Origin of the sequence: Microlunatus soli, assembly GCF_900105385.1 — a bacterium.
Taxonomy (GTDB): Bacteria; Actinomycetota; Actinomycetes; order Propionibacteriales; family Propionibacteriaceae; genus Microlunatus; species Microlunatus soli.
This window is the reverse complement of record NZ_LT629772.1, coordinates 2,190,197-2,212,837: the sequence shown is the minus strand read 5'-3', so window position 1 is coordinate 2,212,837 and position 22,641 is coordinate 2,190,197. Positions and strand designations below refer to the sequence as shown.

The following is a 22,641-nucleotide window of genomic DNA, read 5'->3' as shown; positions in this document are numbered from 1 at the left end:
GATCAGATCGCTCCGGCGCTGCGGATCACGGTGATCACCCGGTCCAGCTCGGTCTGTTCGATCTGGTGGAAGAGCGGCAGGATCAGCGTGTTGTCGGTGAGCCGATCGGTCACCGGCAACGGCGCGGTCCCGGTATCGCGTCCGCGATAGGCGGGCTGCCGATGCGCGGCCATGATCCCGCGCCGCGCGGAGATGCCCACTTCGGCCAACGCGAGCAGCAGGCCCTCCCGGTCCAACGGGTAGTCGGCGTCGACCTCCAGCCACAGGGATTGGAAGTTCGCGGTGCCGCAGGCCGGGTCGTCGACCAGTCGGATCCCGCGGACGTCGGTCAGCTGCTGCCGGTAGTAGGCCGCATTCTGGCGGCGCCGTTGCACGGCGTCGGGCAGTTTGGCCAGTTGCACCAGTCCGACCGCCGCCTGCAGATCGGTCATCCGGAAGTTGAAGCCGACCTCGCCGAACTCCTCCGGCGGTGACACCAGGTCGGCGTGACGGTCTGCGGCCGAGGCACTCATCGCGTGCTCCCGCAGCCGACGCGCTCGGATCGCCCAGTCCGGGCGGCTGGTGGTGATCATGCCCCCCTCACCGGTGGTCAAGATCTTGCGCGGATGGAACGACCAGGCCGCGATCTCCGCGCCCGATCCGACAGGCCGCCCGTGGTAGGTCGACCCGGCCGCGCACGCCGCGTCCTCGATCACGACGATCCCGCGCGGATCGCAGATCGCACGGATCGGATCAAGATCAACAGGGATTCCACCCTGATCGACGACGATCACTGCTCGGGTGGCATCGGTGACGGCTGCCTGCAGAGTGTCGACAGTCACGTTGCCGGTTGCAGCGTCGACGTCGGCAAACACCGGACGGGCGCCGACGTAGGTCGGCGCGTTGGCCGTCGCGATGAACGATAAGGACGGGACGACGACGTCGTCGCCTGCACCGACACCGGCGACCAGCAACGCCACCTGCAGCGCGTTGGTGCAGCTGGACGTGGCGACAGCGTCGGTGGCCTGCATGGCCTCGGCGAACGCACGCTCGAACTCCGCCACCCGTGGGCCCTGGGCGACCCAACCGGACTGCAGCACCTCGGTGACGGCCGCGACCTCATCCTCACCGAGCCACGGCTTCATGACGTTGATCCGCGGCAACGCCTCGGCGGCCGTCGTCATGCCGGTACGGCCGTTCGTTGCGCAGCGATCTCCGCCCGGAGTGGCCGCCACCAGTCGACCAGTCGGGCCAGGCCTTCCTGCAGCCCGATCCGTGCCTCGAAGTGCAGATCGCGACGGGCTGCCGTGGTGTCGGCGAGCCGTCGTACGACATTGTTCACCGCCCGCTCGGGTCCGAACTCGACACCGAGATCGGAGTCCATCACCTTCAACAGCGCCTCGGCCAGTCCGAGCAGACTGGTCTCCTCGCCGCTGGCGATGTTGTAGACACCTTCGACCACGTCGCTGCCGGCCGCCAGTACGTTGGCCCGAGCGATGTCGGGCACGCAGACGAAATCCATCGTCTGCTGACCGTCGCCGAAGATCAACGGCGGTTTGCCGTCGGCGATCCGTTCCATCCACCGCACCAGCACCTCGGTGTACAGGCCGTGAACATCCATCCGCGGCCCGTAGACGTTGAAGTAGCGCAAGAGGACATAGTCCAGTCCACGCATCGCCCGGAAGCTGCGGATCAGGCCTTCGTTGAACGACTTCGACGCGCCGTACATCGTGTCGTTGTTGTGGTGATGATGTCGCTCCGAGGTGGGGAACTGTTCGGCCATCCCGTAGACCGATGCGCTCGACGCGGCGACCAGTTTGTTGATCTTGTGATCGGCAGCGGCCTCGACCACGTTGAAGGTCCCGTCGACCAGCACCTGCAGGGCCAACCGCGGCTCCTCGGCACACTGGGTGATCCGGATCGCGGCCTGATGGAACACCAGGTCCTTGCCCTTGGTCAGATCATGGACGAGATCACGATCGCCGATGTCGCCGCGATAGAGGTTGACCTTGCCCGACACCAAGGCATCGTCGAGGTTGGCCACTCGGCCCCGGACGAGGTTGTCCAGCACGTCGATGTGCGCGACGCCGGCGTCCAACAGTTGATCGACCAGGGTGGATCCGATCGTCCCGGCTCCGCCGGTGACCAGCACCTCGGCTGCCTCCAGGTCACTCATGCTTCTGCTCCTGCCAGGATCGGTTCGATCGCCTCCGTGCTGGCGATCGGCGAGGGTGCGCCCGAGCAGCGCAGGCTGGCGCTGGCGGCCTCGAGCACCGACAGCACCCGGAGTCCGGACTCGCCGCTGGTGCGCGCCGGTCGGCTGTCCCGGATCGAGATCGCAAACTCGCTCACAACACCGGCGAGCGCCTCGGTCTCGGGCAGCGCGGGCGCCCAGGTGTCACCCAGTCGATAGGAGATGTTGGAGGCCGTGCTGTCGGCGGATCCCTTTGACTGTAGGGCGAGGTCGACACCTCGGTCGTAGACGCTCACCCGTTGCTGTGGGTTGAGGTCGTCCCAGACCAGGGTCCGGCGGGTGCCGCCGATGACCATCTGCCTGATCTTGGTCGGGCTCAGCCAGTTGACGTGGATGTGCGCCATCGCGCCGCCGGCCAGCGGCAGGCTGAGGTAGCCGACACAGGACTTGCCGGTCCGCAACGGATCTGCGCCGTGGGCCGCGACCGTCGCCGCGTCCAGCCCGTTCGGCAGGACGAAGTCCAAGATCGACAGGTCGTGCGGCGCGAGGTCCCAGAAGACGTCGACGTCGGGTTGGATCAGGCCAAGGTTGATCCGAACGCTGTCTACGAAGAGGATGTCGCCCAGGAAGCCCTCCTGGACCAGTTCCCTGATCTTGAGGACCGCTGGGGTGTAGCAGTAGGTGTGGTCGGCCATCAGCGTCAAGCCCCGCCGCTCGGCCTCGCGGACCATGTCGACGCCGCGCCCGCGTTGGTCGGCCAGCGGTTTCTCCACCATCACGTGCTTGCCGGCCCGTAAAGCCGACATCACGACGGCATGGTGGGTCCGAGCCGGAGTGGCCACCGCGATCGCGTCGACAGTCGGGTCGGCGAGGACGTCGTCCAGGCTGGTGGTGACCGGTACGCCGCCGACGGCATCGGCGACCCGCTGCGCGCGTTCGGAGTCGAGATCGCAGATCGTCGAGAGTTCCCAATCGGGGCTTGATCTGAAGTTGCGCGCCAGGTTGGGACCCCAATACCCGGCCCCGACCACGGCCACGCAGAGACGCTGGTTCACAGACTTCCTCCCGATAGACCCGAACCCACGTTGTTGCTCGTCGGGAGGTGCGCCTGGACGTGCGAAACCGGACCCAGGCGTCAACCCAGCCCGAGCGTCGCGCGTCCAGAGCGCGGCCACAGACAAACTTGTACAAGCCCCCCGACTTGTCCGTATGCGACAAGGCTAAGGGTCCGCTCGATGCGCCGTCGGAAGATTGAGAAATTTGTGGGGACAAGTTCTGGATCCCCTGCAAGTGAAGGGATCTCGGACCGCGAGAGCCCTGGTTTCCGGTGATCTTGATCTTGCTGGCAGTCATGATCAACTTCGCCGAGCTCCCCGAATGCTATTCGGGACCTTCGGCGGGTCGATGGTCCGTGGCAGGATCGCGGCATGGATGCTAAAGGGGATCTGTCCCGGACCTTCGACACGGCCGCGGCCGGCTACCAATCGGCTCGGCCGGCCTATCCGTCGGCGTTGTATCAGGACCTACTCGACCTGACTGGATTGCGGCGTCCGGCTCGGCTGTTGGAGATCGGCTGTGGTCCAGGCAAGGCAACAGGGCCGCTGGCGGGTCAGGGCTTCCAAATCACTGCCTTGGAACCGGGACCGCGACTGGCCGAAGAGGCTCGGCACAATTTGGTAGGGCTCGATGTCGAGGTCGAAGCGAGTTCGTTCGAGGACTGGCAGCCGACGGGCGATCGATTCGACCTGATCTATGCCGCCACCTCCTGGCACTGGGTGGATCCGGAGGTGAAGTGGGCCAAGGCGGCGTCGCTGCTGGCACCGGGAGGCCACCTGGCGGTGTTCGGCGCCGGGCATGCGTTCCCGGAAGGGTTCGATCCCTTCTTCACCGAGATCCAGCAGACCTACGACGAGATCGGCGAGGGAGTGGACGGTGTCTGGCCACCGCCACCGCCCGACCAGCTGCCCGATCCGTCATCGGACTACGAGGCGTCCGGGTACTTCACAGTCGACGCCGTCCGACGCTACGTCTGGGCTCAGCAGTACGACGCCGACAGCTACATCGCACTGCTGAACACCTTCTCCGGTCACATCGCGATGCCGCCGGCATCCCGGGAGCGGCTGTTCGACGCCGTCCGGGCGATCCTCGGTCGACGTCCCGACGGGCTGCTCACCCGGCATTGGGTGGCGACGCTGGTGGTTGCCCATCCGCGGTGATCATCACGGCGTTGATCATGACCGGCGTGCAACCGGCTCCGCGTGAGTGAGTCGTTAGGCGGTGTCGCCAGGTTCGGCGAGCCCGGACCGGTCGCGTACTGCTGCTCGCAGCTTGCTCGGCGCTTCGCCGAAGTGGGTCCGGCAGAACTTGTTGAAGGCCTGCAGGTCGGCGATGCCGACACTGGCCGCAATCGAGCTGATCGGCTGTGTGGTGTCCCGCAGCAGGTGGTTGGCCTCGCGGAGCCTCCGGTCCTGGATGTAGCCGTTGACGCTCGTCCGATAGCGGGCGTTGAACAGCCGATTCAGCTGACTCGGTGAGATCGCGGCAACGCGTGCGACCTCGGTGACCCGCAGCGGGCCGGCCAGATTGCGGTCGATGTGGTCCACGGCAGCACTCACCGCCGGGTGATCGGCCTGCGCCGCCGCCGGTGTGCGGGTGGCAACGGTCCACAACACCGACCACAGCTCGGCCGACCGATGCCCCTCGTCGGAGATCGCGACGATCCGACTCAGCCGGGCTCGCAGCTCGGCCGCGTCGTGACCGAGCTCCTGGACCGTCGGCACCCTGCGTCCGGCCGATCGCGGCTGCTGCCGGAAATGGGCGTAGATGTGTTGTGACGGGCCGGCGTATCGATACTCCAGCGGTGTCCCCGCGGGCACGATGCTGAGATCGCCGGGCCGGATCCGATGCCAGACATCGCCGATCAGCAGTTCGCCGTTCCAGTCGTACAGGTGCAACGCCCACAGCTCGGGCAGCAACCAGCGCTCGACCCGATCACGGACCCCGTGCAGACCGAAGCCGGCGTTGATCACCTGCGGTGGATGCTGCAGCGGCAGCGTGATCGTCTGCTCACCCGCGGAATCAGCCATGCGCGATTATTACCACTACACGATCCGTCGGCACCACGACAGCAGCGCCCCGGATTCCTACGATGACTTGTCATGAGAGCTGCCATCAAGCGCCAGGATGATCTGTCGGGTAACGCCCGGATGCGCGCCGGAAACCAGGGATCGCTCAGCGAGGAACAGGTCCGGCAGTACGACACCGAGGGCTACCTGGTGCTACCCGACCTGCTGTCGGAGCAGCAGATGGCACCCGTCCGTGCGGCGCTCACCGAGAAGGTGGACCGGGTCGCGGCCGACCTGCTGGCGGCCGGGCTGATCGACGACCCGCTGACCGAGGTCGCCTTCCCGTATCGGCTGGCGCGGCTCTTCGAGGGGCTCGAGCCGGAGCATTTCCTGGAACACGGCCGGAGCTGGCGGGACCGGATCGCCGGCTACTACACGCTGATGAGCAACCCGACGATCTTGGACGCCGTGGAGAGCCTGATCGGTCCGGAGATCTTCTCCAATCCGGTCTACAACGTCCGCCCCAAGGTGCCGAAGATCGCGGCCGGCGCCGTACCGTGGCATCAGGACAAGTCCTACTGGCCGGACGCCAACTCCAACCCGGTGATCACCGTCTGGATCTCCTTCGTCGATGCCACCCTGGAGAACGGCTGCCTGCACGTCTATCCCCGGACTCAGCGGCAGCGGGTGCTCGGGTATCACCAGGAGAACTACAGCGGCACCGGCTTCCTGGAGGTCGACGTCGCCGAGCTCGGCTCGGTCGCACGAGAGCCGGTCGCGCTCCCGGTCCGGGCCGGGACAGCGATCCTGTTCAACGACCGGCTGGTGCACAGCTCGACACCGAACGACTCCGATCACGTCCGGTGGAGTGTCGACCTGCGCTACCAGCCGACCGACCAGGACCCGATGCCGCAGCACGGCGCCGGCTTCCTGGCCCGCAGCCGACGCCATCCCGAACGGGTTGCCGGCCTGGAGGACTGGCTGGCCGAACGTCCCGAAACAGCGGGCCGATCATGATCATCGCGACGGTGTCGGCAGGCACAGTGCCGAGACCTACAGTCCGACGTCCAGATTCCAGTGCAGCATCATGGCCAGCAGGACCGTGACCGCCGACAGCACCGCGGTGATCGTCAGGACGATCGAGACGCGCCGGACGGTCGACGCCGACAGCCCTGCCTCGTGCAGGTATCCGATGGCGGAGACGGCCATGCAGATCCCGAACGCCAGGAACCACGGCTCGTAGAAGGCCAACTCCCAGCGCAGACTGGCCAGCGTTTCGGGCCGGGCCCCGTCGTGGATCGAAGCGCTGCCGAACCCGAACGCCTCCAGCATCTTCGCCAGCCCACCGCCGGCGCCGTGTCCCACGGCGACGGCCCGATCGAGCCACCGGCAGCCTGGTAGAACCGCACCAAGACCGCATAGCCACCGCCGAGCAGGAAGCCGGCGATTCCGGCGATCCGGAACCGTCCGACGCCCGGTGCATCGCCAACGGTTGCTGGGCGTGCCGATCGTGCTACCGCGGTGCCCGCGGATCGCACGGCCCGCTCTGCGCTGCTCACTCTGGTCATGCGGCCATTCCACAGCGCGACACCGGCCCGCCACATCCCCCGGTCGAGGGGGCCGGGCCCCGACTCGGGGGCAGCCGGCCGACCGAGAGGGTGGCGCAGCCCGAGGGCCGCCGCACCATTCTCGCCGCCGCAGGCCGCCGGAAGGGGCATATCGGGGATTCGATAGGGGATCTTGCCGATACTCCGACCGGCTCGGCGCGAATAGCGTCACGGGTATGAACTTCTCCCCGATCCGGATCATCGCGGCGGGCTGGGCACTCGTCTTCGCCGCGCTGCACGTCATCTGGGCGGCCGGCGTGCCGATCGGGCTCGGCGCGACACCGCCGATGCGGGGATGGTTCCTGGCCTACGACGTCGCGGTCGCGGCGGGCTGCCTGATCGGGGTGGCGGTCGCGCTCTGGGGTCGTCGGTGGATGTTGATCGTGGTCGGAGCGGTGCCGCTGGTCCGCGGGCTGATCGGTATCGGTCTGCTGGTCCAGCAGCTGATCACCGGCAGCTATTCGGCCGATCCGACGCTGTGGGTCGAGCCGTGGTTCGTACTCGGGGGAGTGCTGTTCATGATCGCGGCCCGGCGGCCGTCGATGCCGCTGATCGCTGCGGATCGGCGGTGATCGTTCGGGGTTGGCCATCGGCCCTTCGACAGCCCAGGGCCCAGAATCAGCTGCGGGGGCGCCGGGCGACCATGATGTCGCGGTTGATCGAGGAGTCGACCCGATGGGCAAAACGGGCATACGGGCCGTCCATGATCGGCTGCAGCCCTGAGTTGATCATGATCTCGGCGAGCTCCTCGCGGGTCAGCCGGTAGGTGTTCCAGCTGATCCCGAGCGCGCCGCCGGCCCGGAGTTGACCGGCCCAGACGCCGATCGCCTCACCGAGCAGCCCCGCCGACGCACCCTTGGCTCCACGGCCACCGCTCTCGTGCGCCACTCCGTACGGCGCATCGGTCACCACAAGATCAAACGTGCGCTTGCCGAAGAGCGCGGCAGACTGGCGGGTGTCGCCGGTGAAGACGGTCAACTGCTGGCTCGGGCCGCAACCCTCGGCGGCGATATCGGCGACCAGCCGCTTGCCCAGGCTACGACCCTCCCGTCGTACGGGTTGCAGCTCGGCCTTGTGCTTGATCCGCTTGCGCCGCAGATAGGTCTTCAGGAAGGCCGTGTACGCCTCCACCGACTTGGTGTCGGCCTCCACCCCGGCGACGTCGTAGCCGAGCATCAAACCGACGCTCAACGTGGTGCCGCGCCCGCACAACGGGTCGAGCAGACTGAGCCGCCCCGCCGGCCGATCGGCCGCCGCCGCGGTGACGTTGGTCAGCAGCCGGGTGAACTGCTCGTTGGTCTTGCCCTGATACTTCGGGATGGTCACCAGGTCGTCGGCAAACCGGTCGTCGTCGATCAGTCGGACCGGACGAAGTCGATCATCGTCGAGCTCGAACAACGCGTACGCCGAGGACAGCCCGCCGATCACCCGACCAAGATCAGCGTCCCCCGCCTGATCAACACCGGTTCTCTGATCGGCGGGGGCCGGTCCCGGCAGGTCGAAGCCGACGTAGTCGATCCCGGCCACGGTGCTGGTCCCGACATCGGAGATCGGCAACTCGCCGGCGCACGCCTCCAGTTCGGCGGCGGTCAGCTCGGCCGCCTGGCCGGCGAACACCCGGTTGGCGGCCGGGGTGACCAAGATCAGATAGCGCGACATGTGTGGTCCGGCTCGGAACGGCGGTCCGTCGACAGGCTCAGGACCCTTGGGCGGGGAATCAGTGGCCTTCGGTCTTGATCCGCTCGAAGCTGGCCCGGACCTCGGCCTCGGCATCCTCGACGCCGACCCAGCTGGCGCCCTCGACGGACTTGCCGGGCTCCAGGTCCTTGTAGACCCGGAAGAAGTGCTCGATCTCCAGCAGCTGATACTTCCGGACGTCGATCACATCGCGCAGATGATCACGCCGCTGGTCACCGGCCGGCACGCAGAGCACCTTGTCGTCCTCGCCCTTCTCGTCCCGCATCCGGAACATCGCGATCGCGCGGCATTCGATCAGACATCCGGGGAAGGTCGGCTCGGAGACCAGGACCAACGCGTCCAGTGGGTCGCCGTCCTGGCCGAGGGTGCCCTCGATGTAGCCGTAGTCGGCCGGATACTGGGTCGAGGTGAACAGGGTGCGGTCCAGCCGGATCCGGCCGGTCACGTGGTCGACCTCGTACTTGTTCTTCTCGCCCTTGGGGATCTCCACCGTGACGTCGAAGGTCAAACCGCTCAACGGCTTGCTGGGTACCGACGGTGAAGCTCCTGGATTCAATCCGGTCACGGATCTGGACCCTTTCTGTTGCGCGCGCACATCTCGGCCGACGCCCGCCACCCCGACGATCATTGTCCAGGACTGCGACGGCAGGGATCGAGCGTAACGCCACCATGGCCACTGGTACGAACCCAGGTCGGCTCTGTGGGCGGCTACTGTGAGCACTCTCACGCATCAGTTCTGGTGTGCGGGGGAGCGGCTGGTCCGCCGAAGCGTTCGCTGATCGGGTCGACCGCGTACGGTCACGGGGCAGCGGTTCAGGATCGGCGGTTCAGCGATCGGGCATCTCAGGTCAGGGCATCGGACGGGCCCACAGAGGGAACGGGGTAGTTGGTGGGCAAGCGTCGAGCACTGGTGATCGGTGCGGTCGTGGTGGTGGCGCTGGCGGTGATCTCCGCCGGTCTGCTGGCGTTGCGGCACGACCGCCGCGCCGCCGGCTCTGCTCAGCGGACGGCCGTACCCTCGGCGACTGCTGCACCGACGGCCACGGCCTCACCGACACCGTCCGCGCCGCCGGCACCGGAGCCGTCGCTGTCGCCGGTGCTCCGTCCCGAGTCCTCGGTCGAAGCCACCGACGCCAAGAAGCTGGCTCAGCGGATCGCCGGCGCCGGCAAGTCCGGTGGCAAGGCGAGCGCCGCCGTCATGTCGGCGGACAGCGGCAAGCTGCTCTACTCCAGCGGCGCCGACAGTGCACTGATCCCGGCCTCCACCAACAAGATGCTGACCGCCGCCGCGGCGCTGGAGCTGCTCGGCCCACAACACCGGTTCAGCACCAGCGTGGTGTCCAGCACCCCGCTCGACATCGCGACCCCGTCGGCATCGACCTCTTCGTCCTCAGCCGCCTCCCCGTCCTCTTCGCGCCGGAGCACCTCGCCGTCGGCCGAGGCCAGCGCCGGCGCGTCCGCGTCGCCGAGCACGGCCAAGCGTTCGGGCAAGATCATCTTGGTCGGTGGCGGAGATCCGTATCTGACCGACAACGCCGCCGACACCACCGACGTCGGTCAGGCGTCGCTGCAGAAATTGGCCGCCGACACCGCCGTACGACTTCGCAAGGCCGGGATCGGGTCGGTCCAGCTCGGCTACGACGCGTCCCTGTTCACCGGCCCGTCCTGGAATCCGCACTGGCCGGACGGCTACAGCGACGTGGTCACTCCGACCAGTGCGCTCTGGGTCGACGAAGGCAGGCTGTACGGCAGCATCGGCCCGCGGCAGCCGGAACCGGCCAAGTCGGCGGCCGAGGCCTTCGCCGGCCAGCTGAAGAAGCAGGGCATCAAGGTCGGAACGATCGCGCAGACCCGACCGAGCAGCAAGGCCGAGGCGGTCGCCACGGTCCCCTCGCTCACCCTGGAACGGATCGTCGAGCGGCTGCTGATGTCCAGCGACAACGACGCCGCCGAAGTGATCCTGCGGCAGGCCGGGATCGCCGCCGGGAAGGGCGGATCCTTCACCGGCGGGACCGCAGCGGTCCGCGGCACACTCAGCAAACTGCATGCCTGGGTGTCCACGACCCACACCGACGACGGCAGCGGACTGTCCCGCGGCAACCGGGTGTCGGCCGACGCCCTGGTCAAGATCATCCGATTGGCCGCATCCGGTGACCGGCCGAAGCTGTCCGCGCTGCTGACCGGTCTGCCGGTCGCCGGTGTCGAGGGCAGCCTGCGCTACCGGCTCGGCTCCGACGATGCGGCCGCCGGTCGCGGCCTGGTCCGGGCCAAGACCGGGACGTTGCGCGAGGTGCACTCGCTGGCCGGCTACGCCTACACCCGCGACGGTGAACTGCTGGTCTATGCGTTCCTGGTCAACAACGCCAAGAACGAATGGAACGCCGTCGTCTGGCTGGACAAGGTGTCCGCGGCCGTCGCCACCTGCGGCTGTCGGAAGAGCTGACCGCCACCGGGTGGGACAGGCCCCGGATCCAGGAACGACGATGCCCCGCCGGCACGTGGGCTGAGACCCAGGTGCCGACGGGGCAACCGATCGTTTAGGTGGCTGAGATCGAGCTCGGGGGTTCACGACCTCAGCCACTGGCTAGGTTAATCGTTCCCGCACGGCTTCGCATCTTTTCGTCGAAATCCGTGTCGAAATCGGTGTACGGCTCCGATGGATCGCGCACATCTACTCAGATGTTCCCCCGAATCCCCCGAGCCGGCGGCGCGCTCCACCAGAGCCGTACGTTCAGGATGTCACCAACGCCTCGGGGTGGCAGCTTTACTGGGCAAATAAGTTCGTTCGGCCCTACGGGCTCGGCCCGAACGACCCGCTCTCACCTGGGCCGGCCGGCTGTCCGCGAGCTCCGAGTCGGCCCCACGGCGGCTACCGGGGACTCGGTCGGTGCGGGATCAGCTGCGCGGGAGCAGTCGGTACGAAGGTCAGCGTCGCGCCATCCGGCGGGCGACCCGGTAGGCGTCGGCATGCTGGACGCCGCCGAGGTCCCAGTCCCGTTGCTCCAGATCCGGGCGGCCGCTCGGCGGGCTGGTCCGCAGCTCGGTCACTGCCCTCTGCAGTACGGCCGCGCTGAACGGACCGTCGTAGGTGTGGATCCAGCCGGGCCCGACCTCGGCGGCGAGTTTGCGGTTCACCTCGTTGTCGGGGATCAGCACCGGCCGGTCCAGGGACAGCGCGGTCAGCACCGCGGCCGAGTTGTGCATCTCCTGGTACGGCAGCACGACCAACTCGGCGGCGGTGATCTCGGCGACCAGATCGGGGTCCTCGACGAAACCCAGCCGGAGCTGTACTCGATGATCATCACCGGCGGCGGCCCGGATCGAGTCGGCCAACTCCTCGGTGGACGGCCGTCCGAGCACGTGCAGACTCAGCTGTTGATCGGTGCCGGCGGTGAAGGCCGAGACGAGTTCGGGGACACCCTTGTAGCGGCGGATCAGACCGTAGAAGATCGCCCGGCCGGGGACGATCTCCGACCGCGGATGATCTCCGTACCAGTCCCGGTAGTGGCCGTGCAGGATGGTCGCGCCCGGACGGTCGGCCGGCAGTTCGGTGCTGGTGTTCAGCCGGATCCACAGCCCGGTCTGCCGTTCGGTCGCCCGCAGCAGCGCGATCTCGACCCGGTCGATGTCGCGGGGCAGCTCGAGGTTGTGCATGGTCCGGACGATCGCGATCCGGCGGCGCCGCATGCGAGCCAGGAACAGCAGGTACAGCGCCCGCCGGACCGCGGACTTCAGCGGCGTCGAACCCTCCAGCAGGATCTCCGGCCAGTGCACGTGGAACACGTCGTAGTCGCCGAACAATGCGGTCCGCCAGGAGAAGTACTTGATCTTGAGACCGGGAGCGTTGCGGAGTCCCCGTTCGAGCAGCAGCCGGTAGGGATTGGCCTTCGGCGGACGTTGCGGGAACGACATCAGCGCGGTGATCGGACTGTCGCTGCCGGACAGCGCTCCGCCGCCCGTCGCTCCGACCCGTTCGGCAGCAAGGTCGAGTCCATGATCATCTTCGATCCGGTGTCGGCGCAGCAGTGAACGGGCCGCGATTCCCAAGCCTGCAACCGATCCCTTGATCGCGGCGAGCAACGGTGCGGGGGACTGCAGCAGTTGCCGCCGGCCGCCGCGCAGCAGGATCTGCCAGCTCTGCCGGGGTGTGCTCGCCATCCACCGCAGGACGCCGCGACGGTCCAGCTGACGGGCCGCGAACAGCAGCCGATTGCGACAGTTGAAGTAGTAGTAGCGATCACTGAGTCGCCGATCGCCGGCGCCGCGTTGGGTGCCGCCCTCGTCGTGCACGACCGTCAGGTCCGAGCGCACCAACAGACTGCCGCCGACCTGCCGTACGCGTTGGCTGAAGTCGACGTCCTCCCAGTAGAGGAAGTAACTCTCCGGCAGCCCGCCGGTCCGTTCCAACAGCTCTCGGGAGAAGGCCAGGCAGGCGCCGCTCACCCACGGTGCCTCGTCGGCGGTCAACCCCTGCAACCCCGCACGGCGCCGCATCCGACCGGTCCGCAGATCGACCGACGAGCCCACCGCCCAGGTGCTGCCGTCGGGCCGGGTCACCCGTGGCGCGACCAGCTGCAACGGATTGGCCCGGACCTGATCATGGAGCGCGGTGATCGTCTCCGCCGTGATCATCGCGTCCGGATTGAGCAGCAGGAACGCGTCGGCGCCCAGACCACGAGCGGCCACCAGCCCAGCGTTCACGCCGCCGGCGAAGCCGGTATTGCTGTCCAGCAGCACCGACGTCCAGCCGTGCCGACGACACAGTCGGTCGACCCGCGCGCGTTCGGCCTCGCCGGAATAGTTGTCGACGACGACGATCCGATGACCGGCGCCCGACCCGCCGGCCAGGTCGCCGACGTTGCGATCGATCAGCGCCGCGGAGCCGTAGTTGACCACGACCAGCGCGATGGTTGTCCCCGCTGTCTGCATGTGTGCTGTTCCCCCGTGCCCGATGCCCCGTACCCGATCCCCGTCGTGTGCCGCGTCGGGCGGGCGCGATCACAACGCCTCATCGTAAGGGCTGGGCCGCGGCCTCGGGCCGGTCCCGGTGAACTCCTCGACAACTCCGCCGACGGCAGGTTTTGAGGGAGTGATCAGGGAACGGACCCTGTGTCACGGCCCCACGGGGCGCATAGAGTTCGGTCATGAGCACTGCCATGGTCGACTGGAATGTCGCAGTGAAGACCGCCCGCAAGCTGGTCAAGCCCGGTCCGGAGATCTCCATGGAGGGCGCCCTGTCGGCGGTCTCGGAGTTGCGCGATGCCGCCCAACGGGCCGAGTCCTACGTCCAGGACGTCACCGGTCTGACCGTGCCGAGTGCCACTGCTCCGGTGCTGGTGGTCGATCGGCCGGGCTGGATCCAGGCCAATGCCGACGCCTTCCGGGTCGTGATGGAACCCCTTGCTGTGAAGGCGAACGAGAAGATCGCCGCCGGTCGCGGCGGTGCCCAGATGCAGGCCGTCGGCTCCCGGGTCAGTGGCGCCGAGGTCGGTGCGCTGCTCAGCTATCTGGCACCCAAGATCCTCGGCCAGTTCGATCCCTTCTATCCCGGTGCGCCGGGGGAACCGGGTGGTCGGCTGTTGCTGGTCGCGCCCAATGTGGTGATGGTCGAACGCGAGCTCAAGCTGGACACCGCCGACTTCCGGCTCTGGGTGTGCCTGCACGAGGAGACCCATCGCGTCCAGTTCACCGCCGTACCGTGGTTGCGGGAATACCTCAACGAGCAGGTCAACGAGATCGTCGAGGGCACCGACCTCGATCCGGGTGCGCTGCTGGACATGATCAAGAACGCCGTCGGCCAGGTCGGCGACGCCGTCCGCAATGGCCGCGACCTCTCCATCGTCGATCTGGTGCAGACCCCGGCGCAGCGCGCGACCGTCGAACGGATCACCGCGGTGATGAGCCTGCTGGAGGGCCACGCCGATGTCGTGATGGACAGCGTCGGTCCCGACGTGGTGCCGTCGGTGGAGACCATCCGGAAGCGGTTCAACGTCCGCCGCCAGTCCCAGGGACTGGATCGGATCGTCCGCAAGCTGCTCGGGCTGGACGCCAAGATGCGGCAGTACAGGGACGGCGCCAAATTCTGCAACCACGTCATCGACGCCGTCGGCATGGACGGCTTCAACCGCGTCTGGATCGGGCCGAAGACCCTGCCCACGCCGGCCGAGATCGCCGACCCGCAACTCTGGGTCGACCGCGTCCACCACGACACCCAGCAGTCCTGATCCCAGCCGGGCTCCTGAGCCTGTCGAAGGACCGCACTCCGACCTCGAATGAATGATGGCTCGTAAAGCGCTCGGCCCGGCAACGCTGGAGATCGTCCAGGCCGTCCGAGGCCACGCCACCGGTGCGATGGTGGCGGCGGTCTCCGGTGGTGCCGACTCGCTGGCCCTGGCCCACGCCGTGGCCCATGTCGGCGCCGAACGCGACCTGCCGTACGCCGCCGTCACCGTCGATCACGGACTGCAGGACGGTTCGGCCGAACGGGCCGCAACGGTTGCCGAGCAACTACGGGCGATGGGCTACAGCGACGTGGTGATCGAACGGGTCGAGGTGGCACCGGCAGGCCGTCCGGCCGGACCCGAGGGCGACGCCCGGGCCGCCCGGTATGCGGTGCTCGATGCCGCGGCGGCAGCACGGGGCGCCGACCTGGTCCTCGGGCACACCCTGGACGATCAGGCCGAGACGGTGCTGCTCGGGTTGCTGCGGGGGTCGGGTTCGCGGTCGTTGGCCGGGATGGCGGTGCGATCCGGCCGCCGGCTGCGGCCGCTGCTGTGGTTGCGTCGGGACCGGACCCGTACGGCGTGTGCCGAGCTCGGGCTGCAGGTGTGGGACGACCCGCACAACAGCGACCCGCGCTTCACCCGTTCCCGGATCCGCGCGCGGCTGCTGCCGTTGCTGGCCGACGAACTCGGCCCGGGCATCCCCGAAGCGTTGGCCCGCACCGCCGACCTGGCCCGCGCCGATGCCGACCTGCTGGACCGGCTGGCCGGCGACCTGTACGCCCGGGTCCTGATCCCGTCCGAGGTCGCGAACTCGCCGCAGGATCGCGATCCGCGCGCGACCGAGCGGTCCGCCGAACTCCCGGGGGTCCTGGGCTCGTCGGGAGTCCTGGGCTCGTCGGGCGGCCTGGGCTCGTCGAAGGATCGGGACTCCAGCGCCGACGCAGGTCGAATCGCGGGTGCCGACCCGGACGCCGACGCGGCTCGCCGACCCGGGCAGCCGGCCCTGTCCTGCGCACCCCTCGCCGACGCCGATGCCGCACTCCGTACCCGGGTGATCAAGCGCTGGCTGACCGACGGCGGCGCGGCCGAGGTGCCGTATGCCCACGTCCGCGCCGTCGAGGCGTTGATCACCGACTGGCACGGCCAACAGGAGGTGCAGGTGCGCGGCATCGCCGTCCGCCGCATCGCCGGCGAACTGCGGGTTGTGGGGAAGTCCGGGCTGTGAGTAGCCAGCCCTGACTTCCCCGCATTCCTGATGATCAGGCCCGCGGAGGTGGATCGACCGGGAGACGGCCGTCGATCGGGCTGCTGGTCCGGGGGTCACGACCGGGGACCAGGATCCAACGCTGCTGGACCCGGAGCCGATAGATCCGCAGTCCACCGTCACCTCGCACATCGGCGTCGACCAGGAGCCGGTCGTCGACCATGCCGCGGTTGAGGATCGCCAAGGCGGTCGGGATCTCGTCGTCGTCGACCCGTCCAGCCTGCCCGGTGACATAGCCGGCTCGGGCGCCGCCGATCGGGACCGTCGAGTCGAAGATCGTGGCCGAGACCGCTGCGCGGGCGGCGATGTTGAGCGAATGCCGGCTGTCCGGCGATGACACCCAATACAGATCACCCGCATCGTCGCTGCGGAAGTACGCCGGCGTCGCCCACGGCGTACCGTCCCCGTCCGCGGTGGCCAGGACGAAGTAGTTCAGCGCCGCCGCGATCTCGCTGAACTCCTGCCACGACGCCGTCTGCTCTGCCGTCATCGGACCTCCCGTGCCGGTAGCTGGCGGCGGGAGCGTTCCGCGTTTGGGTCCGTCCAGCCGCTGTTGTCCGTTCCTCACCATACGGGTGCCGGGGATGTGGGAACGTCGCTCAGCGGCGAATGTCAGGATCGGGCCTACACTACGCCGATGGATGGCGTCACCGTGGGGGCGGGCGATCTCGCCGGAACCGGGATCTACGCCAGTCGCGACTTCGCACCCGGTGACGTGGTGATCCGCTACGAGCTGCAGCCGCTGACGGACACGGACTATGACGATCTGCCCGGCGGGGAAGAGCTGTTCGTCCACAGCTACGGCGGCCGACGGTACCTGTATCCGCCGCCGGCTCGTTTCGTCAATCACTCGGACGATCCGTCCTGTTACCAGGACTTCGACCGGGGGGTGTGATGTTGCACTGCGGCCGATCAGGACGGGAGATCCGATCACGATCGATGCCCGTCAGGAGACTGCGCGTGAACTCGACACCTTCATCATCGCGCTGACCGACGCCCTGGAGGCGTCATCCGCCGACCTTGCAGAGTTGCTCTGCGAATCGGTCACCCTCTGGTCGGGCGGACGCCAATTCAGCGGGCGGAACGTTGTGCCGAACGAACTGTCCAGCAGCGCAGCGGTGCCGCTGACCGAGATCGAGTGGAAGGTCGGCACTGGCCGTTGGGAGGCAGTGTGCTCGGCCCGCTCCGGAGCCGACCACGTCACCATGCTGTTCAAGGTCCTCGCCGGCAACTGGCAGATCATCTACCTGCATCGTGGCTGACGTGAATCAGACGCGTCGGCACTCTGGTGATCTGCTTCCGGAGCGCTCGGCTCCCCGTTGTCGCGCTGACGTCAGCTCTTGGTCGCGGTGACGACGAACAGCCTGCTCGAGTCGGTGACCGGTTCGCCGTGCCAGCCGCCGTTGATCATGGTCGGCGTCAGCTCGGCCGCTTCCAGATCCCGGGTCAGCTCGTCCCGGGTCCGGAACTGCAGCCGATTGACCAGAGCCTGGTGTTCGCCGGTCGACTCCCAGACGTTGTGCGCGGTGAAGCTGACCACGACGTCGTCGAGGGTCGTGCCGTCCAGCCATTCGGTCAGCCGTCCCTCGGCGGTGTCCCGACTGCCGTACGTGTTGTCCCGGGTCCAGGTATCCCACTCGCGGGCCGCGGGGTTGCGGGTCTCGAACGCGACCAATCCGCCGGGACGCAGCGCTCGGGTGATCGCGGCGAGGGTCTCGGGCCAAGCGGCGCCGATGATGTGCTGGGCGACGTTGCCGGTCATCGTCACCAGGTCGACAGTGCCATCGGTGACCAGTGCAGCCAACGCCGTCGCATCACCCTGCTGCCAGTGCACCCGGTCGCCGCCGGCCCGGGTGCGGGCGACGTCCAGCATCGACGCCGCTGGATCGATGCCGTAGACCGTACGGCCGTCGCCGACCAGCGACACCGTCAGGCTTCCGGTGCCGCAGCCGAGATCGACGATGACGCGAGCCGCGACCCGATCGGCGACGGCGCGGAAGTGGGCATGATCATCGCCCGGCGGATTGTCGAGATCGTAGAGCGCGGCCACGCGCGGGTCGTCGAAGGGATCGTCCGACGCAGTGTCGTTCACAGCCGCCGAGATTACGTCGCACGGGCGAGCGGCGCCGTTCATTTTCTGCGCCCGCTGCCAGCTGCTCGCCCGATCGGCTGGTCATCTCGTCGATGCGAGGGCCGCTTCTTCGACGGGCTCGGGCCCCAGGGGGAGTGCGGTGGCCCACCGAAGTGTCCGACCTCTACACTGCCGAGCGTGGATGACACGCACGTCAGCAGCGATCTGACGCAGGTTCTGTACACCCCCGAGCAGCTCGCCGACCGGCTGAAGGAGCTGTCGGCCGAGATCGACGCGGAGTACAAGGACAAGGATCTGTTGTTGGTCGGCGTCCTGAGCGGAGCGGTGATGGTGATGGCCGATCTGTCCCGCGCCCTGACCATCCACTGCGAGATGGACTGGATGGCGATCTCGTCCTACGGCTCGGGCACCCAGTCGTCCGGCGTCGTACGGATCTTGAAGGACCTGAACACCAACATCGCCGACCGGCACGTGTTGGTGGTCGAGGACATCATCGACACCGGTCTGACGTTGTCCTATCTGATCAGCAACCTGCGGTCCCGGGATCCGGCGAGCCTGGAGATCATGACGATGTTCCGCAAGCCGGAGGCGGCCAAGAGCGAAGTCGACGTCCGCTGGGTCGGCTACGACATTCCCGACGAATTCGTCGTCGGCTACGGGCTGGACTACGACGGCCGTTACCGCAATCTCACCTCCGTCGGCACCCTTTCGCCGCACATCTACAGCTGATCGGAGCCTCGTCCCATCAGAGGGCTTGGATTCGGAAGCTAGCCTTAGGGTCGTGTTGCTAACCCTGCGGCCTACTGCACGGCGCCCAGGCACGTGTTGTGCCGCACCGGCGTCGGATGACATGCCCCGGCATGCTCACCTCCTCCGGCGCACCACAACACATACCTGGACGCCGTTCGCTACGGCCCCAGAGTTAGCAACACGCCCCAGCCCCGTGTACGGTCTGATGATTCAGACCACAGGCGGTTCGTCCCGCCTGCGGAGCCGCGCTGGACTGGCGGCATGAATCAGGCACGATCCAGACGTCAGCGTAGGAATCTCCAAGGCAGGTCATGAACGTCAAGAGCATTCTCCGGGGCCCCTTGTTGTGGATCGTCCTGGCCGTGGTCGCGATTGCGGTGATCGTCGAGCTGGTCAACCGCAGCGACGGATACGAGCAGGTCCCCACCTCTCAGGCCGTCGCGGTGATCCAGGGCAGCGAGCACCTCAAGGAGGTGCGGCTGGTCGACGGTGATCAGAAGATCCAGATCACCAAGACTGCCGACAACAGCAAGAAGGGCAACAAGATCGAGGCCGTCTGGGTCGGCGATCAGGGCACCGAGCTGGCCAAGGAACTGCAGACCCGGGTCGACAACAAGACGCTGGACAACTGGGTCGGTGAAAATCCGACGCCGGGCTTCCTGTCCACCATGCTCGGGACGCTGATCCCGTTCCTGCTGTTGGGTGTGCTGTTCTTCTTCTTCATCAACTCCGTCCAGGGCGGCGGCGGCCGGGTGATGCAGTTCGGCAAGTCCAAGGCCAAGATGACCGGCAAGGACACCCCGAAGACCACCTTCACCGACGTCGCCGGCGTGGACGAGGCGATCGAGGAACTCGAGGAGATCAAGGAGTTCCTCGCCGAACCGGCCAAGTTCCAGGCGGTCGGCGCGAAGATCCCCAAGGGCGTGCTGCTCTACGGCCCGCCTGGCACCGGTAAGACGCTGCTGGCCCGTGCGGTCGCCGGCGAGGCCGGGGTGCCGTTCTACTCGATCTCCGGTTCGGACTTCGTGGAGATGTTCGTCGGTGTCGGTGCCTCCCGGGTCCGCGACCTGTTCGAGCAGGCCAAGGAGAACGCCCCCGCGATCGTCTTCATCGACGAGATCGACGCCGTCGGTCGGCATCGTGGTGCCGGCATGGGCGGCGGCCACGACGAGCGCGAGCAGACGCTGAACCAGTTGCTGGTCGAGATGGACGGCTTCGACGTCCGCGGCGGCGTGATCCTGATCGCGGCCACCAACCGTCCCGACGTGCTCGATCCGGCGCTGCTGCGTCCGGGCCGGTTCGACCGGCAGATCGCCGTCGAGGCGCCCGACCTCAAGGGCCGGCTGGAGATCCTCAAGGTCCATGCGCAGGGCAAGCCGATCGACCCGAGTGTCGACCTGGTCACCGTCGCCCGCCGGACCCCGGGCTTCACCGGTGCCGACCTGGCCAACGTGCTCAACGAGGCCGCGCTGCTGACCGCGCGCTCCAACGTGCAGGTGATCACCAACAGCTTCCTGGACGAGGCGATCGACCGCGTTGTCGCCGGCCCGCAGAAGCGCAGCCGGTTGATGGACGAGAAGGAGAAGTTGATCACCGCTTACCACGAGGGCGGACACGCTCTGGTGGCAGCGGCACTGCCCGGCACCGACCCCGTACAGAAGGTCACCATCCTGCCCCGCGGTCGCGCGCTGGGTTACACGATGGTGCTGCCGGAGCAGGACAAGTACTCCAACTCCCGGGCCGAGCTCCTTGATCAACTCGCCTACATGATGGGCGGTCGTGCGGCCGAGGAACTCGTGCTGCACAACCCCACCACGGGTGCCTCCAACGACATCGAGAAGGCCACCGGACTGGCCCGCGGGATGGTCACCCAATACGGCATGACCGAGCGGCTCGGTGCGGTGAAGTACGGCTCGGACAACTCCGAGCCCTTCGTCGGCATGGAGTACGGCCGCGGCCGCGACTACTCCGAAGAGGTTGCCGGTGTGGTCGACTCCGAGGTGTCGTTGTTGATCAACAACGCCCACCAGGAAGCGTTCGACATCCTGACCGAGAATCGTGAGGTGCTGGACGCGCTGGTCCGCGCCCTGTTCGAGCACGAAACCCTTGATCGCAAGGCGGTCGCCGAGGTCTTCAAACCGCTGAAGGTGCGTCCGACGCGTCCGCCGTGGACCGGTTCGCCGACCCGCAAGCCGTCCGAACTGCCGCCGGTCACGCCGCCGCCGAACCCGAACGGGCAGCAGGCCGGTATCCCCGACCACGTGTCCGCGGGGCAGGTGCCGGGCGGCCAGGTGCCGCCGGGACATCAGCCGCCGGCCGGTCTGCCGGGAAGCAACGGCCCGGGCGTCAGCACGCCCGCCGGGCCGAGCTCGGCGTCGCCGCAGGGCTACGGGCAGCAGGGGTATGGGCAGCAGGGATACGGGCAGCAGTCCCAGCCGGGTGGCTCGCCCCAGCAGTACGGCCAAGACCAGTACGGGCAAGATCAGTACGGGCAGAACCAATACGGCCAGCAGCAATACGGGCAGTCCTTCGACCAGGGGCAGAACCAGTACGGCCAGCGAAATCAATACGGTCAGAATCAGTACGGCCAGAATCAGGGCCAGTACGGACAGGGCGGCCAGTACGGACAGTCGTCGGCCGACTCCTACGGTGGCGGGCAGCCGCAGTCCGGGCAGACCCCGAACCGACCGGACTTCCCGCGCTCCGACGATCAGGACCCGAACCAGGACCGGGGTGGATCCAACCAGTGATCGTCGACCCGCCGCGGCGGGTGGCGACGGATACGGTGATGGTGTGAACAGCACACCATCGGGACCCAGCGGGTCCGCAGGCTCCAATGGGTCTGCAGGCTCCAACGGGTTTGCTGGCTCGAACGGCACCGGCGCATCGAGCGACACCGGCGCACCGAACGACGTACGGGCCGGTCGTGCCGGCCGGCCGGCAGGCATCGAGGGACGGCAGTCCGGCGTCCGTGGGCCGGCCGGTGACGGCAGTGCCAGCGACGGAGGCGGGCAGGATGGCGCGCCGGTGCAGCGGCCCGGCACCAACGGCGTACTGCTCGGTCCCGGGCATGCGGCTCCGTTCGACGCCGACCGGATCGCGGCGGGAATCCGCGAAGTGCTGATCGGTATCGGCGAGGATCCCGACCGGGACGGGCTGCGGGACACGCCGCAGCGGGTCGCGCGGGCCTATGCCGAACTGTTCGCGGGGCTGCACCAGGAACCGGCCGAGGCATTGGCGACGACCTTCGACCTGCCGCATGACGAACTCGTCCTGGTCAAGGACATCGAGCTGTGGAGCGTCTGCGAGCACCACCTGTTGCCGTTCACCGGAGTCGCCCATGTCGGCTACATCCCGGGGGAGAACGGACGGATCACCGGGCTGTCCAAGCTGGCCCGGCTGGTGGACGTCTACGCCAAGCGCCCGCAGGTGCAGGAACGGCTGACCACCCAGATCGCCGACGAACTGGTCAGCACCCTCCAACCGCGGGGTGTGATCGTCGTCCTCGAATGCGAACACCAGTGCATGACGATGCGCGGCGTCCGCAAACCCGGCTCGAAGACCGTCACCAGCGCCGTACGCGGTGGCATGCGTGACCCCGTCACCCGCGCCGAGGCGATGAGCCTGATCACCGATTGAGCCGCCCCAGCAACCTGCCCAATCCGTCGTTCACGCATATTCGCGATCTCATCGGCTCGAACCGGGCCGCGCCACGCCTGAACCGCTCGTCAAGGGCTCGATGAGATCGCGTTATTGCGGGTTGCCGCG

Annotated in this window: 20 protein-coding genes and 1 pseudogene; 11 read left to right on the top strand and 10 right to left on the bottom strand. The window is 67.8% G+C overall.

What is annotated here, in order from left to right; genetic code table 11:
* Positions 1 to 2: 2 nt before the first annotated feature.
* Genes BLU38_RS10320 through BLU38_RS10310 form a run of 3 tightly spaced genes read right to left on the bottom strand, consistent with a single transcriptional unit; the run spans position 3 to position 3,228 of the window.
* Complete coding sequence (locus BLU38_RS10320) at positions 3 to 1,163, bottom strand: DegT/DnrJ/EryC1/StrS family aminotransferase (RefSeq protein ID WP_091523980.1); 1,161 nt, start codon at positions 1,161 to 1,163, stop codon at positions 3 to 5.
* A complete protein-coding gene (locus tag BLU38_RS10315) occupies positions 1,160 to 2,155 on the bottom strand; it encodes an NAD-dependent epimerase/dehydratase family protein (protein ID WP_091523977.1) in 996 nt (331 codons plus the stop codon). The genes BLU38_RS10320 and BLU38_RS10315 overlap by 4 nt, the downstream gene beginning before the upstream one ends.
* On the bottom strand, positions 2,152 to 3,228 hold the full coding sequence (locus tag BLU38_RS10310; protein WP_091523973.1) for a Gfo/Idh/MocA family protein: 1,077 nt from the start codon (positions 3,226 to 3,228) through the stop codon (positions 2,152 to 2,154). Before BLU38_RS10310 ends, BLU38_RS10315 begins: the two co-directional genes overlap by 4 nt.
* 372 nt (positions 3,229 to 3,600) lie before the next feature.
* Here BLU38_RS10310 and BLU38_RS10305 point away from each other — a divergent pair, with 372 nt between their 5' ends.
* Positions 3,601 to 4,389: a class I SAM-dependent methyltransferase gene (locus tag BLU38_RS10305; protein ID WP_091523970.1), complete on the top strand. Its 789-nt coding sequence runs from the start codon at positions 3,601 to 3,603 to the stop codon at positions 4,387 to 4,389.
* A 54-nt stretch (positions 4,390 to 4,443) separates the two neighbouring features.
* Here the strand turns inward: BLU38_RS10305 and BLU38_RS10300 are convergent, their stop codons facing one another.
* On the bottom strand, positions 4,444 to 5,259 hold the full coding sequence (locus BLU38_RS10300; RefSeq protein WP_091523966.1) for a helix-turn-helix transcriptional regulator: 816 nt from the start codon (positions 5,257 to 5,259) through the stop codon (positions 4,444 to 4,446).
* 72 nt (positions 5,260 to 5,331) lie between these two features.
* Here BLU38_RS10300 and BLU38_RS10295 point away from each other — a divergent pair, with 72 nt between their 5' ends.
* Entirely contained in the window at positions 5,332 to 6,255 is a 924-nt protein-coding gene (locus tag BLU38_RS10295; RefSeq protein WP_091523963.1) for a phytanoyl-CoA dioxygenase family protein, read from the top strand.
* A gap of 36 nt (positions 6,256 to 6,291) precedes the next feature.
* Here the strand turns inward: BLU38_RS10295 and BLU38_RS10290 are convergent, their stop codons facing one another.
* Positions 6,292 to 6,570, bottom strand: coding sequence for a hypothetical protein (locus tag BLU38_RS10290; protein WP_157683352.1), 279 nt, complete (start codon positions 6,568 to 6,570; stop codon positions 6,292 to 6,294).
* Between the two features lie 451 nt (positions 6,571 to 7,021).
* On the opposite strand from BLU38_RS10290, the gene BLU38_RS10285 reads away from it, so the two are divergent.
* Positions 7,022 to 7,417: a hypothetical protein gene (locus BLU38_RS10285; protein WP_091523955.1), complete on the top strand. Its 396-nt coding sequence runs from the start codon at positions 7,022 to 7,024 to the stop codon at positions 7,415 to 7,417.
* Between the two features lie 46 nt (positions 7,418 to 7,463).
* Here the strand turns inward: BLU38_RS10285 and BLU38_RS10280 are convergent, their stop codons facing one another.
* Both BLU38_RS10280 and BLU38_RS10275 read right to left on the bottom strand, forming a co-directional pair.
* On the bottom strand, positions 7,464 to 8,504 hold the full coding sequence (locus BLU38_RS10280; protein WP_091523952.1) for a TRM11 family SAM-dependent methyltransferase: 1,041 nt from the start codon (positions 8,502 to 8,504) through the stop codon (positions 7,464 to 7,466).
* A 58-nt stretch (positions 8,505 to 8,562) separates the two neighbouring features.
* On the bottom strand, positions 8,563 to 9,051 hold the full coding sequence (locus BLU38_RS10275; protein WP_091532234.1) for an inorganic diphosphatase: 489 nt from the start codon (positions 9,049 to 9,051) through the stop codon (positions 8,563 to 8,565).
* Positions 9,052 to 9,432: 381 nt separating this feature from the next.
* Between BLU38_RS10275 and dacB the strand changes: the two genes are divergently transcribed.
* The gene (gene dacB, locus BLU38_RS10270) at positions 9,433 to 10,986 is read left to right on the top strand and encodes a D-alanyl-D-alanine carboxypeptidase/D-alanyl-D-alanine endopeptidase (RefSeq protein WP_157683351.1); all 1,554 of its coding nucleotides are present in this window, start codon (positions 9,433 to 9,435) and stop codon (positions 10,984 to 10,986) included.
* A 482-nt stretch (positions 10,987 to 11,468) separates the two neighbouring features.
* Here the strand turns inward: dacB and BLU38_RS10265 are convergent, their stop codons facing one another.
* The gene (locus tag BLU38_RS10265) at positions 11,469 to 13,472 is read right to left on the bottom strand and encodes a glycosyltransferase (protein WP_091523946.1); all 2,004 of its coding nucleotides are present in this window, start codon (positions 13,470 to 13,472) and stop codon (positions 11,469 to 11,471) included.
* 215 nt (positions 13,473 to 13,687) lie between these two features.
* On the opposite strand from BLU38_RS10265, the gene BLU38_RS10260 reads away from it, so the two are divergent.
* Both BLU38_RS10260 and tilS read left to right on the top strand, forming a co-directional pair.
* Positions 13,688 to 14,767, top strand: coding sequence for a zinc-dependent metalloprotease (locus BLU38_RS10260; protein ID WP_231920272.1), 1,080 nt, complete (start codon positions 13,688 to 13,690; stop codon positions 14,765 to 14,767).
* 52 nt (positions 14,768 to 14,819) lie between these two features.
* Positions 14,820 to 15,992: a tRNA lysidine(34) synthetase TilS gene (gene tilS / locus BLU38_RS10255; protein WP_091523939.1), complete on the top strand. Its 1,173-nt coding sequence runs from the start codon at positions 14,820 to 14,822 to the stop codon at positions 15,990 to 15,992.
* 34 nt (positions 15,993 to 16,026) lie between these two features.
* Here tilS and BLU38_RS10250 read toward each other — a convergent pair whose 3' ends face one another.
* Positions 16,027 to 16,521 (bottom strand): pyridoxamine 5'-phosphate oxidase family protein, encoded by a 495-nt coding sequence (locus BLU38_RS10250; RefSeq protein ID WP_157683350.1) that lies wholly within the window; start codon positions 16,519 to 16,521, stop codon positions 16,027 to 16,029.
* Positions 16,522 to 16,668: 147 nt separating this feature from the next.
* Between BLU38_RS10250 and BLU38_RS10245 the strand changes: the two genes are divergently transcribed.
* Both BLU38_RS10245 and BLU38_RS10240 read left to right on the top strand, forming a co-directional pair.
* Positions 16,669 to 16,926 (top strand): SET domain-containing protein, encoded by a 258-nt coding sequence (locus BLU38_RS10245; RefSeq protein WP_091523933.1) that lies wholly within the window; start codon positions 16,669 to 16,671, stop codon positions 16,924 to 16,926.
* A 193-nt stretch (positions 16,927 to 17,119) separates the two neighbouring features.
* Entirely contained in the window at positions 17,120 to 17,293 is a 174-nt protein-coding gene (locus BLU38_RS10240; RefSeq protein WP_157683349.1) for a hypothetical protein, read from the top strand.
* Positions 17,294 to 17,364: 71 nt separating this feature from the next.
* On the opposite strand, the gene BLU38_RS10235 is transcribed toward BLU38_RS10240, so the two are convergent.
* On the bottom strand, positions 17,365 to 18,123 hold the full coding sequence (locus BLU38_RS10235) for a class I SAM-dependent methyltransferase (RefSeq protein ID WP_231920271.1): 759 nt from the start codon (positions 18,121 to 18,123) through the stop codon (positions 17,365 to 17,367).
* A 177-nt stretch (positions 18,124 to 18,300) separates the two neighbouring features.
* On the opposite strand from BLU38_RS10235, the gene hpt reads away from it, so the two are divergent.
* The 3 genes and pseudogenes from hpt to folE all read left to right on the top strand — a co-directional run bounded on the left by hpt (position 18,301) and on the right by folE (position 22,512).
* The gene (hpt, locus tag BLU38_RS10230; RefSeq protein ID WP_231920270.1) at positions 18,301 to 18,852 is read left to right on the top strand and encodes a hypoxanthine phosphoribosyltransferase; all 552 of its coding nucleotides are present in this window, start codon (positions 18,301 to 18,303) and stop codon (positions 18,850 to 18,852) included.
* 332 nt (positions 18,853 to 19,184) lie between these two features.
* A pseudogene (ftsH, locus tag BLU38_RS10225) lies at positions 19,185 to 21,326 on the top strand (ATP-dependent zinc metalloprotease FtsH); the annotation flags it as partial.
* A gap of 601 nt (positions 21,327 to 21,927) precedes the next feature.
* Positions 21,928 to 22,512 carry a GTP cyclohydrolase I FolE gene (gene folE / locus BLU38_RS31650; RefSeq protein ID WP_172836285.1) on the top strand — a complete coding sequence of 195 codons (585 nt, stop codon included), beginning with the start codon at positions 21,928 to 21,930 and terminating at the stop codon, positions 22,510 to 22,512.
* Positions 22,513 to 22,641 lie beyond the last annotated feature (129 nt).

Bases quoted from the DNA above. Each gene is read 5' to 3' on its own strand.
- BLU38_RS10320 (WP_091523980.1), bottom strand. From the start codon at position 1,163: ATGACGACGGCCGCCGAGGCGTTGCCGCGGATCAACGTCATGAAGCCG.
- BLU38_RS10315 (WP_091523977.1), bottom strand. From the start codon at position 2,155: ATGAGTGACCTGGAGGCAGCCGAGGTGCTGGTCACCGGCGGAGCCGGG.
- BLU38_RS10305 (WP_091523970.1), top strand. From the start codon at position 3,601: ATGGATGCTAAAGGGGATCTGTCCCGGACCTTCGACACGGCCGCGGCC.
- BLU38_RS10300 (WP_091523966.1), bottom strand. From the start codon at position 5,259: ATGGCTGATTCCGCGGGTGAGCAGACGATCACGCTGCCGCTGCAGCAT.
- BLU38_RS10295 (WP_091523963.1), top strand. From the start codon at position 5,332: ATGAGAGCTGCCATCAAGCGCCAGGATGATCTGTCGGGTAACGCCCGG.
- BLU38_RS10290 (WP_157683352.1), bottom strand. From the start codon at position 6,570: ATGCTGGAGGCGTTCGGGTTCGGCAGCGCTTCGATCCACGACGGGGCC.
- BLU38_RS10285 (WP_091523955.1), top strand. From the start codon at position 7,022: ATGAACTTCTCCCCGATCCGGATCATCGCGGCGGGCTGGGCACTCGTC.
- BLU38_RS10280 (WP_091523952.1), bottom strand. From the start codon at position 8,504: ATGTCGCGCTATCTGATCTTGGTCACCCCGGCCGCCAACCGGGTGTTC.
- BLU38_RS10265 (WP_091523946.1), bottom strand. From the start codon at position 13,472: ATGCAGACAGCGGGGACAACCATCGCGCTGGTCGTGGTCAACTACGGC.
- BLU38_RS10260 (WP_231920272.1), top strand. From the start codon at position 13,688: ATGAGCACTGCCATGGTCGACTGGAATGTCGCAGTGAAGACCGCCCGC.
- tilS (WP_091523939.1), top strand. From the start codon at position 14,820: ATGATGGCTCGTAAAGCGCTCGGCCCGGCAACGCTGGAGATCGTCCAG.
- BLU38_RS10250 (WP_157683350.1), bottom strand. From the start codon at position 16,521: ATGACGGCAGAGCAGACGGCGTCGTGGCAGGAGTTCAGCGAGATCGCG.
- BLU38_RS10245 (WP_091523933.1), top strand. From the start codon at position 16,669: ATGGATGGCGTCACCGTGGGGGCGGGCGATCTCGCCGGAACCGGGATC.